This is a genomic window from Paracoccus caeni (genome assembly GCF_016629665.1).
GTDB classification, from domain to species: Bacteria; Pseudomonadota; Alphaproteobacteria; order Rhodobacterales; family Rhodobacteraceae; genus Paracoccus; species Paracoccus caeni.
This window is the reverse complement of sequence record NZ_JAEPRQ010000010.1, coordinates 12162-27668: the sequence shown is the minus strand read 5'-3', so window position 1 is coordinate 27668 and position 15507 is coordinate 12162. Positions and strand designations below refer to the sequence as shown.

Genomic DNA, 15507 nt, shown 5'->3' with positions numbered 1-15507 from the left:
TCACTTCGAAGCTCCGCAACTTGACGCGATAGCGCAGCTGCTTCCCCGACGCTGCCGATCCAATATGCCGCAGGGCCTGCAAGGTGCGCGCGCGCCCCGCGTGACATGTCAGGCTGCTTCCAGCGATGCCATGTCGATGACGAAGCGATAGCGCACATCCGCGCGCTCGATCCGCTCGAACGCGGTGTTGATGTCCTGAATGGCGATCATCTCGCAATCCGGCAGGATGTTCATCCTCGCACAGAAATTCAGCATCTCCTGCGTCTCGGCGATCCCGCCGATGGGCGAGCCCGAGATGCGGCGCCTGCCCATCAGCAGCGGCAGCGTGCTGTGTTCGTCGACCATGCCCAGCTGGCCGACGATCACCAACGTCGCATCCACGTCGAGAAGCGGAAGATAGGGCGACAGGTCGTGGCGCATGGGAATGGTGTCGATGATCAGGTCGAAGGAACTGGCCGACCCTGCCATCGCCGTCGCGTCGCCCGAGGCCAGCACGCGATCGGCACCAAGGGCCAGCGCGTCGGCCGTCTTGGCATCGGTGCGGCTGATCACCGTCACCTCGGCGCCCAACCCGACGGCCAGCTTGACCGCCATGTGGCCGAGTCCGCCCAAGCCGACGACACCGACCCGGCTGCCCGGCCCGACATTCCAGGTGCGCAGCGGCGACCAGGTCGTGATCCCCGCGCAAAGCAGCGGCGCAGCGCGGGAGATGTCCAGCCCCTTCGGGACCGCAAGCACGAATTCCTCGCGCACGACGATATGCCTGGAATAGCCGCCATGGGTGACCTCGCCGGTGATCCGGTCACGGTCGTTATAGGTCTGGGTCACGCCTTCGCGGCACATCTGCTCTTCATGATTCAAGCACTGGTCGCACCTGCCGCAGCTGTCGACGATGCAGCCGACCGCGACCATGTCGCCCACTTTGTAGCGGGTGACGGCGCTGCCGACCCCGGTGATCCGACCCACGATCTCATGGCCGGGCACAAGCGGGTAGATCAATGCGCCCCAATCGTTCCGAGCCTGGTGCAGGTCCGAATGGCAGACGCCGCAATACAGGATCTCGATCCCGACATCGTTGTCACGCAACTTGCGGCGCTCGATGTCGTGCGGGGCAAGCGGCAGGTTAGGATTGGTCGCAGCATATCCGATGGTTTTCATGGGAACTCCTTTTTGGGTTTGTGGCGTGGGCGGTCAGAACCGTTCGCCGGTCAGCTCTTCGCTTTTCGCCCACAGCGCCCTGGCGTTGTCGGCGTCGAGTGCATAGCTGCGGACGCCCTCGGACGTCTGGTTTTCGATCTCGGCGACATGGCAGTCGAGGCAATAGCGCCCGCCGATCGCATCGGCATCGGCCACGGTGGCGGCCCAGACCGATGTGGCTGCGCCCTGCGGGATGGTCTTCAGGGCGAAGGCCGCCTCTCCCTCTGCCTGACGGGCCGCAAGCGAGGCCATCAGTGCTTCCGTCGCCTCGTCGCTCATGTGCCGGACCAGTTCCGTCCGGATGACGCCCGGATGCACGGCGGTGGCGCGCACGCCCCCCTCCCTGTGACGGCGGTCGAATTCGACGGCGAACAGAATGTTGGCGGTCTTGGACCGGCCATAGGCCAGGAAGGGATCATAGGGCAGTCTGTCGAAATTCGGATCGTCCAGATCAACATCGGCAGCGTGGTGGCCCGCCGAAGACAGGTTCACCACCCGCCCGCCCGGCTTTAGCAGTGGCGCGATCCGGTTGATCAGGACGAAATGCCCCAGGTGGTTGGTGCCGAACTGCGTCTCGAAACCATCGGCGGTGCGACCCTGCGGCGTGGCCATGACACCAGCATTGGCGATGACGACATCGAAGGGACGGCCGTCGCCCAGCAGAGCATCGGCCGCCGTCCGCACACTGGTCAGCGAAGCCAGATCCAGCGTGATCGGCTCCAGGCTGCCAACGCCTTGCCTTGCCGCGGTCTGCAACGCCTCGGTTGCGGCACGGGCCTTGTCCGAGTTCCGCGCCGCGCCGACCACATCGGCGCCATGCGCCACCAGCGCCCGTGCCGTCTCGGCACCCAGACCGGCCGACACGCCGGTGAGGAGAATCCGCTTGCCGGACAGATCTACGCCCGCCAGCACGTCATCCGCGGTCGCCTCCGCTCCAAATGATGGGGACATTGGTTTTCCTCCTTGATGGGTTGAAATGCCGGACGCGGGAAACGGCAAGGATCGCGATGCCCGATGGGCGCCCGGTGACGATCATCTGGTGATCCTGCCCGAGCAGGCCGCGCCGGATCATGTCGAACTTTTGCCCATTCCTCTCAAATTTGGGGGATGATTGCCCGAGCTGCATTGCCGTGGAGTAGGGATTGGGTCAGTCTGACAGCCATGCAGCAGCAATTGATCATGATGCGTAGTCTGGCCGAGCGTCACGTTGCCATGTCCGGCTATGCCGGTGCGATCCCCGGCGTTTCACTGTTCGTCGCGCCTTCGGTGACATGTCCGACATCGACCATGTATGAGCCGATGCTGTGCCTTGTCCTGCAAGGGGCCAAGCAGGTGATGGTCGGCGACCGGGTGCTGCGCTATGATCCGCTATCCTATTTCGTCACCTCGCTCGACCTGCCGGTTTCTGGCCAGATCGTCGAGGCCAGCGATGCGAAGCCCTATATCTGCGTCAGCCTGCGCCTGAACCGCGATGTCATCGCCTCGCTGCTGAGCGATGGCACAATGTCCGCCGATGGGCAGACGTTCGGTTTCGGGATCAGCCCGGTGACGCCGCAACTGGTCGATCCGTGGTTTCGGATGCTGGCGCTGCTCGACACGCCGAGGGACATCCCGGTGTTGGCACCGATGATGGAACGCGAGATCCTCTATCGGGTGATGCAGGGTCCGCAAGGCGGCGTGTTGCGCCAGATTGCCCGCGACGACAGCCAGCTGTCGCAGGTCAGGCAGGCGATCGGGTGGATTCGGGCGCATTTTAACGAAACGATCCGAATCGAGACCCTTGCCGAGATCGCCGGGATGAGCCCCGCCTCGTTTCACCGCCATTTCAGGACGGCAACCGCGATGAGCCCGTTGCAGTACCAAAAAACGCTGCGGCTGCAGGAAGCGCGGCGCTTGATGATCATGACGGGCAATACCGCACGCACTGCCCATTCGGTCGGCTATGAAAGCGCCTCGCAGTTCAGCCGCGAATATTCCCGCATGTTTGGCACTCCCCCGTTCCGCGATGCTGCGCGCCTGCGCAGTCAGGGCACAGGCGCCGATGATATCGGCGTCGTCGCATGAGCGATGATGGCGAGGGCGATCAGTATGTGGGTGTATCCCGCTAAGGGCCGAGGTCAGGGCGCACGCAGTCCGCGCAAGGGCCATGGTGTGCGTGCCACCGGAGCGCGGCCTCATACTTGCCGGTGAAGCGGCCCGATCCCACCGAGTTGCGCGCGTCAAAAGCGTTCGGCCTGAAGGTTGAGGATATCGACGGTGAGCGCATCGGTAGCCAGATTCACCAGAAATGTATTTACAATCGGCCCGCCAATGAGGGGTCATCGGTTTCTTGATGGCGGCGCGGCATGTCCCTCCCAGTGCGATGGAGAAAGACATGACGAAAGCAGGAAGAACAACCTCGAGGCCGTGCGCGAGCAAAAACCGCGATATCAAGATCCTGCCAAGCCGCTGCCATATCCAGCACTGGGATGACCGCACGCAGCAGTCTGGCCGGGGGAGGTAGCTGTAGGCTCTTGCCGCGACACTGAAATGCTGGTGAAACTTTAACGACCGTGTGGCGAAATCGCAACCAATCACACAAGCCGCCCGGTCGTTGACGGTGATGTAGTCGTCTCTGACATGCGCGTCACCTTGTCTTTTGTGATAGGGGAACCGGCCCGGCTCCCACGATGAAAGGCGGGCTATCGGCGCGCGAAAGTGATGGACCTAGGTGCCGGGCATGTCCAGCCCAACAGCGGGCAGATCAGCGTATTTTGGTCGCGGCACCTTCTGTTCCCCAATATGCTGCGACCGTCCCCTGACGGGAAGTGTGGCAGATTGCCGTCGGAAACGGATGAGGGCAAGGGAGAAGTGGGTTCAGGCCCACCGCCATGCAACAATTAAAAAGGCTGTTAGAAAGGCTGTTAGATCGTGGCGAGCCGGGGATCTTGAAGTCAAGAAAGCCCGGACCATCAGGTGCATGAACGCGCCTATCTCGCAGGGGTTCCATTGATTTTTGGGGCCGGGCTGCGACACTGCAATCATGGTGAGGTGGCGAGTTTCCGCCCCCGCGCGACGCCTGGGCGCTGGCAGTGTCGGCGGTGCGGAGAAAACATGAACCAATCGGTGCATCTGGTCCAGTTTGACACCGTCACAGCGGAATAGTTCCAGACCCTTAACGCAGCGTCATGGCGAATGTCTTGTTGTCATTCAGGCGCCTTCATGGCGGCCTGCTGCACGTCTAGCACCAAACCAACGACTCACACCCGCCAGCCTGGCGTATTTCTTTATGAATATACCTATGCAGCCTTTAAACAGGGAGAGAAACCAAACTCGACAGTCTCCATCCTTGCCGAGATGCACAGAGGATCATGTTCCGCGGCGCGAATATGCGCGCTTGGAAGCGATGTATGGGGACATTTTGCGTGAGCACGGAAGGCCTTACAGCTGATGACTGTCCCGGCGTCAGGCGGATGCGTGGTATGACGTTTTGAAGGCTCAGGGGGTCTGTCGTTGAGTTGCGCGCTGTAAGAAACACTGCAGTGGCTGGGCTGGCCGGGGGGCTGAAGCCGGCAGGGGTCGTCTAAACTCCGCCGACATAATAGACCCGCCCTCGGCAATAGACCGGGGGCGTAATTTCATAGAGCTATTCGGGCTTAGACCGCCCTTTGGCGGCGTTTACGCAGCGCTGCGAGCGCGCCGATACCGCCGAGAAGCAAAGGCAGCGCCGCCGGCACCGGCACCGGCGCTGGCTGAGTGATTTCTTGATCAATCGGGGCGTTAAAGGCGACCTGGTTCTGGCCCGTAAAATGAATGACGATCCATTTGGAGGCCCATTCCGAAAGATCGAATGTTAGCGTCGTGAAAGGTTTGTAGGCGGTGATATCGAACGTGCCGAGCGTTTTGCCGCACCATCCTCCGCATTCAGCAGGATTATCGACCGCGAGAATAGAGCCGCCGCCCTGATACGAACAGCCCGACCAATCGCCATTGCCGCAAGGCGTCGCATAAGGCGCGGAGAAGCTGAACTCGTATTTCCCACCCGACAATTGTCCGCTCCACGTGTCACCCTGTCCATACGTCGCGGCAGAGAGAGGAGTGGCGAAAAGAGCAAGAATGACAGCGAGTGCCTTCATCTTCAGCGTCCTAGGAAAAAAGGGGGGGCGCTTGGCGCTCGGTCCCGAATCGTTAATTTGTGATTGCGCTTCTATCGCTGGTCAGTAGATCGCGCCACTTAACATTTCGATGACGTTGCGACAGGGAAGTCACACGCCGTTGGGGCAGGTATTTTGTGCCGGTCGCAGTCAGGGTCAGCGCATTGATGGCGCGCCTTTCTCCAGTTCCTCAATCAGAGCGTTGCTGATGGCAGCAGCCTCTGGCCCCATCAGCACGACAAGATCACCCAGCAGTTCGATCAAATGTTTTCGCTCTTGCGGTCGCCTTGCGACGTATTCGAGAAATATCAGCATCGCCGCGCGCCGGTGAGAAACTATTTCAGCCTCAAGTGCGGCAATCCGTGCTTCCAAAGCGGCACTGTCCCCCATGTGACTCTCCCCTGATCCTCCAATCGCGAGATTGTCAGGCAGAGGATAGGAGTCAACTCGGCACGTTGGGTTAGCGATTGGAAAAGCAGACGAAAGCTCTGCCCTTGTGGCTCACTGCGTCGGAAAACAAAGATTAACCCCGTGCTGAGGTCGCAGCACGGGGTCTGACACAGAGATCGAGAGCTTCTCCGCGTGTGGTATAGGCTGTCAGGTTGTCGGGCGAGGAGTGCGGCCTGACTGCGTTGTAGTCGTAGCGCCAGAGGACGACCTTGCGGCGGGCGTCTTCGAGGGTGTCGAAGTTCTCCTCGTTAAGCAGCTCGTCGCGCAGACTGCCGTTGAAGCTTTCGATGAAGGCGTTCTGCTGTGGCTTGTCAGGGTCGATGTAGTGCTAGGCAACGTAGCTCAGCTCTACCCACGTCAGGATGGCGCGGCTGGTAGCGAAGCGCTGAACAGAAAGCGTGTGGCAGAGAATCAACCGAACGTTAAGATGTTCCCCATGACGTAAAAATGAAAATTAACGAATGGCGAGATGTGTTAACCATTCGGAGACTGGCGAGGCTGGGCAGGTATTATCACTTAATAATGCTGCTTTTTTTCGCGAAAAGTGATTCGTTGGGAGTTTACGAGTGGCCGAGAACAGCAGCACCACGCCGGGTACGAACCTTAACGATACAATTACCGGAACTTCCGGCGCGGACAGTTTCACCGGCGGCGGTGGAAACGACGTTCTTTCGGGTGGAGCCGGGGCAGATTATCTGACCGGCGATAGGCCGATGACCGGACAGTGGATGTATTCGGTGTTCAACCGTGATTTCGGGTCCACGAACGGCCAAGCCGGGACCATCACGTCTGGCACTTTGGCCGGCCAAGGCTATGTGGACGACTTCGGTGTCGGCAACTTAGCGAACATTTCCCGTGGTAACGCTCTGACTGCGGACCCTGACGATTTCGGCGTCTTGCTAACAAGTTCAATCACCGTCGCGACTGGCGGGACCTACAGGTTCACCACAACCTCAGACGACGGATCACGGATCGTTATCCGAGATCTGACCAATAACACCGTTCTGAATTGGTCCAACGATACCGGCGGATCTCTTCCCTACATGAACAATGACTTTCATCAAGGGCCAACGACGCGTGGCGGCACGGTGTCTTTGGTTGCTGGCCGAGAATATCGGATCGAGGTCTTGTTCTGGGAGAACGCTGGCGCCAACGCGTTGAGTGCAACTGTCTCCGGTCCGAGCACCGGGAACACGGCGGTCGATCTCGCGACCAGTTCGCTGATCGGTGCTCCGCCACTCACCAGTGGCCATGTCGACGGCAATGACAGCATTTCTGGGGGCGACGGAAACGACACCATCCTCGGCAACGGTGGGAATGATACGATTTCCGGCGACGCTGGAGCTGACAGCATTTCCGGCGGGGACGGGAATGACACGATCATTCTTAGCGGCACCTACGGTAACGACACAGTTGCGGGCGACGCAGGCAGCGACACCCTGACGGGCTCTACTCTCAACGCCAATACGACTGTGAATTTCACGAATGGCGCCGGGACCTTTAACAGCTCCGGTGGAAACGTGTCATTCAGCACGATTGAGACCATCGTGACCGGGTCTGGCAACGACGTCATTAATGCCGCCAGCAACACTGCCGCTGGTGCGACGTTCATTACAGGTGCGGGCAACGACACCATCACCGGCGGCGCAGCGGCTGAGAACATCTCAGCAGGTGAGGGCAATGACCAGATCAATCTGGGTGCTGCATACGGGAACGACACTATCGACGGTGGAGCCGGATCTGACAAACTCAATGGGGCGGCAGTAACGGCAAATACGACGGTCACTTACGCTGGCGGAACGGGCTCCATTTCCAGCGCCGGCGGCAACGCCACTTTCACCGGCATCGAGACGGTCGAGACAGGGTCTGGCGCGGATACGATCAACGCCACCGGAAACAATGCAGCGGCTGTTTTCATTACTGGCGCTGGTGATGACAGTGTTCTTGGCGGCTCGGGTGCTGAGACGATCGATGGCGGCGAAGGAAATGACATTATTCGCGCCGGCGGCGGCAATGATAGTGTGCTGGGCGGCGCCGGGAACGATCTGCTGGAAGGCGGGGCCGGGAATGATACCCTGCTCGGCGGAGAAGGCAGAGACACGCTCAACGGCGGCAGCGGCGCAGATGTACTGACCGGCGGCGCCGGGAACGATGTTTTTGTGGTCGATAGCGGTGATCTGATTACCGATTTCGGTGCTGGCAATACTGGTGGACTTAACGACGGTGATAACACCAACAATGATTTTGTCGATCTGACGTCTTTCTATAGCGAGCAGAATCTGGCGATCATCAATGCCGCGCGGACCCAAGCGGGACTTCAGCCTTATGCGACTGCGCTTGGCTGGATGAGAGCGGATCAGTCCGATGACGGTGTCCTGAACAGCATCAACACAGCGAATGGGTTCGGGTCGAATTTCACGCTGAATATCCAGAATGGCGGATCCGCTGTCGCCGCCTCGGAACTGACCCGCGACTCGACTGGCGTTGTTTGTTTCGCGGATGACGTTCTTATTGAAACTGTCGAAGGTCAAGTTGCCGCGGGTGATCTTTCGGTCGGGATCGAGGTACTCACCCGAGATGATGGCCCGCAATCTATCCGTTGGATCGGCAAGCGAGAGCTCTCAGCGCAAGACCTGCGAGAAGCGCCAAATCTGCGCCCGATACGGATAAGAAAGCATGCGCTCGGCCGAAACACCCCCGATCGTGATCTGGTCGTGTCTCCGCAGCACAGGGTGCTCGTTTGTTCGAAGATCGCGCAGCGCATGTTTGGCACCTTCGAAGTCTTGGTAGCCGCAAAGCATCTGTGTGGGATCGAAGGCATAGAGATTGCAAGTGACCTAGATGAAGTCATCTACGTGCACTTCCTCTTCGATAAACACCAGATCGTCTATTCGAACGGCGCAGAAACAGAGTCTCTCTACACCGGGCCAGAAGCGATGAAGACGCTCGGCGACGACGCGCGAGCGGAATTGTTCGCCATTTTTCCAGAGCTGCAGTTCGGCACAGTATTCACTCACGCCCGACCTGTCTGCGGTGGTCGAGATGCGAAAAAATTGGCCGAGCGGCATCATAAGAACAACCGCGCTCTGGTTTCAGAGCGAGCCTGAATAGGCTCCATATCCGGGTCTGGGTATCAATTATTATTCAGACCCTGAGGTCTCGCTTTTTGAGCGTCGTTCCTCGAGATAGATGCGGATCATCTTAGGTCGCGACGGTTTCGGGTCCAGCTTTGACCGCTGGCGATCTAACCAGTCGAGAAGATCGGACTGGATGCGCACACCGACGAGCTTGCCGGTTTCTGGGGGGCGTTTCGAGGTTTTCATCTTATCAAGAGCAAATGCATCAGTTGCTTCATGATAACGTGAACATGACCTGTGAAAAAGCCGGTACTTTCGACCAGACTTAACCTCTGCAGGATATATGCCACTGACGTTTCGCCCGGGTGAGGCTTTCCAGTTCGATTGGAACGAATACTATGCCGTCTTGGGAGCTGAGCGAACAAAGCTCAAGGTGAACACGGCCATCGCGTCCGCCTTTGTAACGATGTTTTCATCAAAATTAACAATAGGGTTTCAGTGCTTCGCCAGGTGCCTTCGGCGGATGACTGCGCCGCATTGGCGAAGATGTTCCGGCACAACTCAATGGAAAACTATTCTGTTGCGATCCTGCGCTAACTGTTTCCGGCGCTGCAGTCATTTCGCCGAATTCCATGGCGTTTGCCATAATGATCTCGGTTCGACGGCATATTGGTTGCCTCTGGTTACAGAAAATGACAGGTCTTCGCATAAGCGGCTGACTTGTCATTGGCCGCCGACGTAAGGATGATGACCGATGCCAGCGGAAAACCTGTTTAGCTACAGCCAAAGACTGGCCTTTCACGCTGCCACGCAGCAGACAAAGCTTGCCTTGGTATATCTGCCTGCTGGAGCCGATGAGCAGACCTTTTCGTGGCGCGACATGGATGACAATGTGACCCGCTATGCACGCGTTCTTGCGGCCGAGGGCGTGGGTCAGGGCGATGTTGTCGCGTTTGGGCTGCGCAATACGCCCGCGCATATCTTCACCACACTGGCGATCTGGCGACTTGGCGCCACGACATTGGGGTTGGACCCGTCGCTGCCTGCCGCGACGCGGGACGGCCTGATTGATTGCATCGGCGCGAAACTTTGCATTCAGGAAACCGCCGAGGACGGCATTCTTGATCGCGCCCAGCTAGAGGAGCGGGCCGCGCAAGCATCGTCCGACCCGCTGCCCGACCTGATTTCACGACCGGGCAAGATCTATACCTCGGGCGGATCGACGGGGCTGCCCAAGCTGATGGCTGACGACCAGCCGTATCTGCGCGCGCCGGGACGCAGTTGGGGCAATGTTGCGCCGTCACTGGGTTTCCGCACCGATCAGGTGCAGCTTACCTGCGCGGCCATGTCGCATAACGCGCCGCTGACATGGACCCAAAACGGCATTTTCGAAGGCAATACCACCATCCTGATGGAGCGTTTCGACGCCGCCCGTGTGATTGAGGCGGTCGCACGCTTCAAGGTCGGCTTCCTTCTGACCGTGCCCACAATACTGGTGCGGCTGCTGGACGCCATGCCGCGCGACGCTGCGGGCGTGATCGACGCCACGCCCCTGAATTCTTTGCACGCACTTTATCACACCGCTGCCCCGTGCCCGATCTGGCTGAAACAAGAATGGATCGACATCATGGGTGCGGATCGGGTGTTCGAGATGTATGGATCGGGCGAGAATACCGGCCAGACCGTCATCACCGGTCCCGAATGGCTGGCGCATCGCGGCTCGGTCGGGCGGGGATTTGAGACGCAGATCCGCATCCGAGACCCCGAGGATGGTAGCCTGCTAGAACCCGGCGAACTGGGCGAGGTGTTCATGTATCCCGACGATATTCGTGGGCGCAGCCGGTATATCGGCAAGAACGCTGCCGAACCGCGCCGCGATGCGGACGGCTTTCAATGCGTGGGCGATATGGGCTGGCTGGATGCGGAAGGCTACCTTTACCTTGCCGGACGCCGCGATGACGTCATCAACACCGGCGGGCTGAAGGTACACCCCGAACGGGTCGAAGCCGCGCTCCTGGCGCATCCCGATATCGTGGATGCCGTCGTTTTCGGGACCGAGGATCGCGACTGGGGACAGGCGGTTACCGCACTCATCGCGCTGGCCGATCCGGCCCGGACCGAAGCCCCCGCCGATCTGACGCCGTTCCTGTCCGACCGGCTAGAGCGCAGCGAACTGCCCAAGCGCATCCGTGTCCTGCCCGCGCTGCCGCGCGACGGTTTCGGAAAGATCCGCCGCAAGGCATTGCAAATGGCCGAAAACGCGGCGCTGGCTTCGGCGTGAAGATCAGCCCTGCCGTGTCCGGGGATCGGGCACGGCGATGCCGCGCGATGCAATCTCGGCCCGGATATGGAACAGGAACGATTGGATCAGCACGTGATGGCTGCGATTCAGCTGGATGATTGCCGATAGCTCGATCTCAACGCGCGGCAGAAAAGGGATTGCCCGCAGCTTCATGAATCTCGCCGAAGAGGCTGTCAGTTCATCCATGATGGTCACCCCCAACCCCTCCTCGACGAAATGCCCGGCGACGTTCATGAAACGCACGTCCATCGCGGGCTGATAAGGCGCGCTTTCCGCGCGGAAAGCCTCAAGAACCAACCCCAGAATCCGACTGGACGTGCGCGCATTGATCATCGTCTGCCCCGCAATATCCGCGGGCCTGACCTGACCCAATGCGGCCAGCGGGCTGTTCTCATGGCAGGCGCAGACCATGCCAAGGCGGGCCAGAGGTGTGATCTCCAGCGTGGCGCGTGGATGCGGCTCCATTGCCAACCCAAGATCGACCATGCCACTTTCGACCTGCTCCATGATCGTATCAAGCCGCTGAGTTTCCAAAGACAACTCGATCCCCTCATGCCCGCACCAAAAGCGCGAGATGACGCGGGGCAGCAGCGATTCGGACAGCTCGGACGTGGCCGCTACACGTAGCAAACCCTTCTTGCCAGAACGCAGATGTGCGGCGGTTTGGTTGATTACCTCCTGCATCCTGAACAGCGGTTCAGCCTCGTTCAGCAAGATCATCGCTTCTGGCGTGGGCGTCATCCGCTTGTTCGCCCGTTCGAACAGCAGAAAGCCAAGCGAGGTCTCGATACTTTTTAAGGCATTGCTGACAGCGGGCTGAGACATCCCAAGCGCCTCTGCCGCAGCAACTGTCGAACGATAGCGCACGACCGCCCGAAAAATCTCCAACTGGCGTAGGTTCATGCCCATTCCTTTGACTGCGTGACAACGGAACTTATCAAAGTGCCGGAAAAAAAAGCGAATTGATAACAGTGTAATATATTCAATATATCAATAGATGTCACCTTAAACATAATCAATGCGCATATTGCTGGAATGACAAACCGGGCGGATAGTCGGTCCCAAGAAAGCCCCACCTACAAGGGGCAGCACAGGGAAGAACGACATGGAACTGCTGTCCGCGCTGCGCGTCCTTAGCTTCAATCACTATCTGGCCGGCCCGCTTGCAGCACAGATCCTTGGTGATCTGGGTGCCGATGTGATCGCGATTGAACCGCCGGGCGGCGCGTTCCAGCGCAATTGGGCCGTCGCCAACCGCTTTGTGGGCGAAGACAGCGTCAACCACATCGCCACGGGCCGCAACAAGCGTTCGATCGTGATTGATCTGAAGAACCCCGATGGCATCGCCGCAGTGCGCAAATTGGTGCAAGATGCCGATGTGGTCATGGAGAATTTTCGCCCCGGCACCATGGCACGGCTGGGTCTGGGCTATGAGGATCTTAAGAAGATCAACCCTCGCCTGATCTATGCGGTGTCCTCGGGCTTTGGCGCCGATGGTCCGTGGAAGGATCGCGCCGGACAGGATCTACTGTTGCAGGCGCTGTCGGGACTGGCGGCGCGGACTGGTCAGGCCGACGGCGCGCCGACCGCAGTGGGCTCGGTCATCGTCGATCAGCACGCCGCCAGCATCTATGCACTTGGCATCATGGCCGCCGTAGTGGCGCGCAACACTACCGGACAGGGACGTCTGGTCGAGGTGAACCTGTATCAAGCCGCGCTCGACCTGCAGGTCGAACCTCTGACCGCCTGGCTGAACGGGGCCGAGAGTTCCACCTCGCGCGGCACGGCAGGCATCGCCTCTTGGTTCAGCCCCGGCCCCTATGGCATTCACGCCACGGCGGACGGGCATATCGCGATTTCTATGGCCACCCCCGCCGCGCTGGCCAATGGGCTGGATTGCCCGGAACTGGCAGGCTTTGGCCCGCAGGACAGCTTTGCCCGGCGCGAAAACATCACCCGGCTGGTCGCCGCCCGCCTTGCCACCCGCGCCACGGCGGAATGGCTGCCAGATCTGGAACTGGCAGGCATCTGGCACGCGCCGGTGCAGGATTACGACGCGCTGCAAGCCGATGCGCAACTGCGCCATCTTGGGGCGTTCAAGACCTGCGCCAGCGCCTCGGGCCAGCCGATCACCATGGTCATGCACCCCGCGCGTTATGACGGCGCATCCCCCGACGTGCGGCTGCCACCGCAGCCCTTGGGCGCGCAGACCGCCGAAATTCTGGCCGAAGCCGGCTACAGCCCCGACGATATCGCCCGCCTGATCGCGGACCGCGCGGTCGCCTGACCGCCACGACACCCCGAAAACAGGAATTCATCTATGATCGACTTTTCGCTGCCCGAGGAATCCCGCCTGCTGATCGACACGGTTCGCCGCTTTGTCGAAACCGAAGTCCAGCCGCTGGAAACCGAGGTAGAGGAAACCGCCCGTCTTCCCTCCGACAAGCTGGCAACCGTCAAGGCCAAGGCGCAATCCTTGGGACTGTTCGCCATGAACATGCCCGAGGAGGTCGGCGGCGGCGGCCTGAGCTGCGTCGATCACTGTCTGGTCGAGGAAGAGCTGGGCAAAACCTCGGACGCGCTGATCCGCCGGGTCTTTGGTCAGGTCTACCCGATGCTGATGGCCTGCAAGGGCGACCAGCGCGACACCTACCTGTTGCCGACCGTGCGGGGCGAAAAGATCTGCGCTATGGCGATCACCGAGCCGGGGGCCGGGTCAGACGCCGCGTCGATCTCGACCACAGCGCGGCTGGATGGTGACGAATGGGTCATCAACGGCACCAAGCATTTCATCAGCGATGGCGACATTGCCGATTACGTCATCGTCATGGCCCTGACTGACAAGGAAAAGCGCGCACGCGGTGGGATCACCCTGTTTCTGGTCGACAAGGGCACGCCCGGTTTCAAGGTCGTGCGGACCCAGCCCATGATGGGGCATCGCGGTTATGGCCACGCTGAACTGGCGTTCGAGGAATGCCGCATCCCCGCAGATGCCGTCTTGGGCGAGGTTGGCGGCGGCTTTAAGCTGATCATGAATAGCGTGGAAGAAATCCGGCTGGCCCATATCGGCGCGCGTGCCGTAGGCATGGCGACCCGTGCGTTGGACCTGATGCGCCACTATGCGGGCGACCGCCAGCAATTCGGCAAGCCCATCGGCGATTTCCAGATGGTGCAGAAACTGATCGCGGACAGTGTCATCGAGATTTTCGGCGTCAAGATGATGGTGCTGAATACCGCATGGGAACTGGATCAGGGCCGCGATGTGCGCACCAAGGTGTCCGCCGTCAAGGTGGCCGCGTCCGAGATGCAGGGCCGTGTCGTGGACCGCGCCATTCAGGTCTTTGGCGGCATGGGCTTCACCAAGGAAATGCCGTTGGAGCGGATGTATCGCGATGCCCGCGTAACGCGAATCTATGACGGCACATCGGAAATTCACCGGATGCTGATCGCCCGCGCCACGATAAAACACGGTTTCGACTTTCTGGAGGCATGATGATGAATCAACTGACCGTCGGACAGGAATTTTCCTTTCGCAAGACCATGACGGTGGCTGAACAGGCCATGTTCACCGGCATCAGCGGCAATATGGGCGGGCTTTACGTCGATGCCTTGCGTGCCCGTGCCGAAGGGGCCGATGGTCCGGTCGCCTTTGAACTGGCCCTGGGGGCGCTGGCAACCACTGCGCTCAGCCGCCTTGGCGGCTCGGGGAGGCGCATCGGGCGCATTGCATTCGACTTTGCGACACCCGTTAGCGTGGGCCAGTCAGTCGAGGCGCTGGCTCGCGTCACCGCGCTGGTCGGCCGAACCGCGACTTGCAGCATTGAGATCCGCCGTAATCCCGACGCCCAAGTCGTCGCCACCGGAGAGGCAGTGCTGGTGCCGTTTGCCGGAAACCATACCGATGTATGACACAATTTCATTCGAAGATCTGTCGGTCGGCGATCGGGTAGTGCTGGCCAAGACCGTGACCGAGGCGGACGGCGCGCTGTATATCGCAGCCACCGGCGATTTCGGTCCGGTCCATGTCGACGAGGCCTATGCCGCTGCCACCCGTTTCGGCCAGCGGTTGGCGCCGGGGATCATGGTTGCGGGTATCTGCACTTCGATCCTGACGGCGGAATTGGTGGGCACCATCGGCGTATCCATCGAGGACCGCTTTTGGTTCACCGGCCCGGTCTTTTACGGTGACACGATCAGCTTCTCGGTCTGGATCGCCGAAAAGATCGAGGAAAACCGCACCATCATCTGGGAAGCCAGCGCGGCGAACGAACAGGGCACCGAGGTGCTGAAGGCGCGCGCCACCCTGAAATTCCCCCGCCGCAAACCTGCAGCAGCCTGAAAGGAACAG

The 15507-nt window shown here is 60.2% G+C and carries 12 protein-coding genes and 1 pseudogene; 7 read left to right on the top strand and 6 right to left on the bottom strand.

The window, feature by feature from the left end; all coding sequences use genetic code 11:
* Nucleotides 1-108 precede the first annotated feature (108 nt).
* Nucleotides 109-1158 (bottom strand): NAD(P)-dependent alcohol dehydrogenase, encoded by a 1050-nt coding sequence (locus JJJ17_RS18395; RefSeq protein ID WP_200689099.1) that lies wholly within the window; start codon nt 1156-1158, stop codon nt 109-111.
* A gap of 33 nt (nt 1159-1191) precedes the next feature.
* Entirely contained in the window at nt 1192-2148 is a 957-nt protein-coding gene (locus tag JJJ17_RS18390) for an SDR family NAD(P)-dependent oxidoreductase (protein WP_200689098.1), read from the bottom strand.
* Between the two features lie 228 nt (nt 2149-2376).
* Here JJJ17_RS18390 and JJJ17_RS18385 point away from each other — a divergent pair, with 228 nt between their 5' ends.
* Nucleotides 2377-3261, top strand: a complete 885-nt coding sequence (locus JJJ17_RS18385) for an AraC family transcriptional regulator (RefSeq protein ID WP_200689095.1) — start codon at nt 2377-2379, stop codon at nt 3259-3261.
* A 1571-nt stretch (nt 3262-4832) separates the two neighbouring features.
* Here the strand turns inward: JJJ17_RS18385 and JJJ17_RS18380 are convergent.
* The 3 genes and pseudogenes from JJJ17_RS18380 to JJJ17_RS18370 all read right to left on the bottom strand — a co-directional run.
* On the bottom strand, nt 4833-5312 hold the full coding sequence (locus JJJ17_RS18380) for a VPLPA-CTERM sorting domain-containing protein (protein ID WP_200689093.1): 480 nt from the start codon (nt 5310-5312) through the stop codon (nt 4833-4835).
* A 174-nt stretch (nt 5313-5486) separates the two neighbouring features.
* Nucleotides 5487-5720 (bottom strand): hypothetical protein, encoded by a 234-nt coding sequence (locus JJJ17_RS18375; RefSeq protein WP_200689092.1) that lies wholly within the window; start codon nt 5718-5720, stop codon nt 5487-5489.
* 133 nt (nt 5721-5853) lie between these two features.
* Nucleotides 5854-6156, bottom strand: a pseudogene (locus tag JJJ17_RS18370) (integrase core domain-containing protein); the annotation flags it as partial.
* 190 nt (nt 6157-6346) lie between these two features.
* Between JJJ17_RS18370 and JJJ17_RS18365 the strand changes: the two are divergent.
* Entirely contained in the window at nt 6347-8887 is a 2541-nt protein-coding gene (locus tag JJJ17_RS18365) for a Hint domain-containing protein (RefSeq protein WP_200689090.1), read from the top strand.
* 724 nt (nt 8888-9611) lie between these two features.
* Entirely contained in the window at nt 9612-11138 is a 1527-nt protein-coding gene (locus tag JJJ17_RS18360) for an AMP-binding protein (RefSeq protein WP_200689089.1), read from the top strand.
* A 3-nt stretch (nt 11139-11141) separates the two neighbouring features.
* Here the strand turns inward: JJJ17_RS18360 and JJJ17_RS18355 are convergent, their stop codons facing one another.
* Nucleotides 11142-12062: a LysR family transcriptional regulator gene (locus JJJ17_RS18355; protein ID WP_200689088.1), complete on the bottom strand. Its 921-nt coding sequence runs from the start codon at nt 12060-12062 to the stop codon at nt 11142-11144.
* Nucleotides 12063-12264: 202 nt separating this feature from the next.
* Between JJJ17_RS18355 and JJJ17_RS18350 the strand changes: the two genes are divergently transcribed.
* From JJJ17_RS18350 to JJJ17_RS18335, 4 genes are read left to right on the top strand one after another with little or no spacing between them, the layout of a single operon-like run.
* A complete protein-coding gene (locus JJJ17_RS18350; RefSeq protein WP_200689086.1) occupies nt 12265-13446 on the top strand; it encodes a CaiB/BaiF CoA transferase family protein in 1182 nt (393 codons plus the stop codon).
* Nucleotides 13447-13479: 33 nt separating this feature from the next.
* A complete protein-coding gene (locus JJJ17_RS18345; RefSeq protein WP_234464194.1) occupies nt 13480-14652 on the top strand; it encodes an acyl-CoA dehydrogenase family protein in 1173 nt (390 codons plus the stop codon).
* Entirely contained in the window at nt 14652-15068 is a 417-nt protein-coding gene (locus JJJ17_RS18340; RefSeq protein ID WP_200689085.1) for a MaoC/PaaZ C-terminal domain-containing protein, read from the top strand. Before JJJ17_RS18345 ends, JJJ17_RS18340 begins: the two co-directional genes overlap by 1 nt.
* A complete protein-coding gene (locus JJJ17_RS18335; protein ID WP_200689084.1) occupies nt 15061-15498 on the top strand; it encodes a MaoC family dehydratase in 438 nt (145 codons plus the stop codon). The genes JJJ17_RS18340 and JJJ17_RS18335 overlap by 8 nt, the downstream gene beginning before the upstream one ends.
* Nucleotides 15499-15507 lie beyond the last annotated feature (9 nt).

Coding starts and splice junctions, on each gene's coding strand:
- JJJ17_RS18375 (WP_200689092.1), bottom strand. CDS start 5,720: ATGGGGGACAGTGCCGCTTTGGAAGCACGGATTGCCGCACTTGAGGCT.
- JJJ17_RS18345 (WP_234464194.1), top strand. CDS start 13,480: ATGATCGACTTTTCGCTGCCCGAGGAATCCCGCCTGCTGATCGACACG.
- JJJ17_RS18395 (WP_200689099.1), bottom strand. CDS start 1,158: ATGAAAACCATCGGATATGCTGCGACCAATCCTAACCTGCCGCTTGCC.
- JJJ17_RS18360 (WP_200689089.1), top strand. CDS start 9,612: ATGCCAGCGGAAAACCTGTTTAGCTACAGCCAAAGACTGGCCTTTCAC.
- JJJ17_RS18340 (WP_200689085.1), top strand. CDS start 14,652: ATGATGAATCAACTGACCGTCGGACAGGAATTTTCCTTTCGCAAGACC.
- JJJ17_RS18335 (WP_200689084.1), top strand. CDS start 15,061: ATGTATGACACAATTTCATTCGAAGATCTGTCGGTCGGCGATCGGGTA.
- JJJ17_RS18380 (WP_200689093.1), bottom strand. CDS start 5,312: ATGAAGGCACTCGCTGTCATTCTTGCTCTTTTCGCCACTCCTCTCTCT.
- JJJ17_RS18390 (WP_200689098.1), bottom strand. CDS start 2,148: ATGTCCCCATCATTTGGAGCGGAGGCGACCGCGGATGACGTGCTGGCG.
- JJJ17_RS18350 (WP_200689086.1), top strand. CDS start 12,265: ATGGAACTGCTGTCCGCGCTGCGCGTCCTTAGCTTCAATCACTATCTG.
- JJJ17_RS18385 (WP_200689095.1), top strand. CDS start 2,377: ATGATGCGTAGTCTGGCCGAGCGTCACGTTGCCATGTCCGGCTATGCC.
- JJJ17_RS18355 (WP_200689088.1), bottom strand. CDS start 12,062: ATGAACCTACGCCAGTTGGAGATTTTTCGGGCGGTCGTGCGCTATCGT.